Source organism: Kineococcus glutinatus, from assembly GCF_039542765.1.
GTDB classification, from domain to species: domain Bacteria; phylum Actinomycetota; class Actinomycetes; order Actinomycetales; family Kineococcaceae; genus Kineococcus_A; species Kineococcus_A glutinatus.
The window spans coordinates 1-761 of the sequence record NZ_BAABIL010000864.1; the positions used below are offsets into that span (position 1 = coordinate 1).

1 protein-coding gene is annotated in these 761 nt (G+C 80.2%); it reads right to left on the bottom strand.

Going from position 1 to position 761, the window contains the following annotated elements:
• Positions 1–759, bottom strand: a 759-nt coding sequence (locus ABEB16_RS22160) for a DEAD/DEAH box helicase (RefSeq protein WP_345714323.1), incomplete at its 3' end; no start/stop codon positions are given.
• Positions 760–761 lie beyond the last annotated feature (2 nt).

Below are 761 nucleotides of genomic sequence, written 5' to 3' on the forward strand. Positions count from 1 at the left end.
GCCCGGGCCGCGCTCCAGCAGCGGCGGCTCCCACAGCGCCAGCGCCACCGGCCCGGGCGCCGAGGTGTCCGCGACGACCGCCTCGACGTCCACCCCGACGAGCCTGCGGGCGGCCGCGGCGGGGTCGGCGACGGTGGCCGAGGCCAGCACGAACACCGGCTCGGCGCCGTAGCGGGCCGCCACCCGCCGCAGCCGGCGCAGCACGGCGGCCGCGTGGGCGCCGAAGACCCCCCGGTAGGAGTGGCACTCGTCGACGACGACGTACCGCAGCCGCCGCAGGAAGGGGCCCCAGCGCTCGTGCCCGGGCAGCACCGAGCGGTGCAGCATGTCGGCGTTCGTCAGGACGTAGTGCGCGTGGTCGCGGACCCAGCGCCGCTCCTCGCCGGGCGTGTCGCCGTCGTAGGTGGCCGCCCGCACCCCCGGCACCCCGAGGGCGCGCAGCCCGTCGAGCTGGTCCGCGGCCAGCGCCTTCGTGGGGGCCAGGTACAGCGCGGTGGCGTCGCGGCCCGAGGGTGCCCCCGCGCCCTCGCGCAGCGCCGTGAGCACCGGCAGCAGGTACGCCAGCGACTTGCCGGAGGCGGTGCCCGCGCTGAGCACCACCGAGCGCCCGGCCCGCACCGCCTCGGCCGCGCGCAGCTGGTGCAGCCAGGGCCGCTCGACGCCGCGGCGCCCGAACGCGGCCACCACCTCCGCGTCGGCCCAGGCCGGCCAGCCCCCGCGCCGGCCCTCCCGCGCCGGCAGGTGCTCCAGGTGCCGCAGCC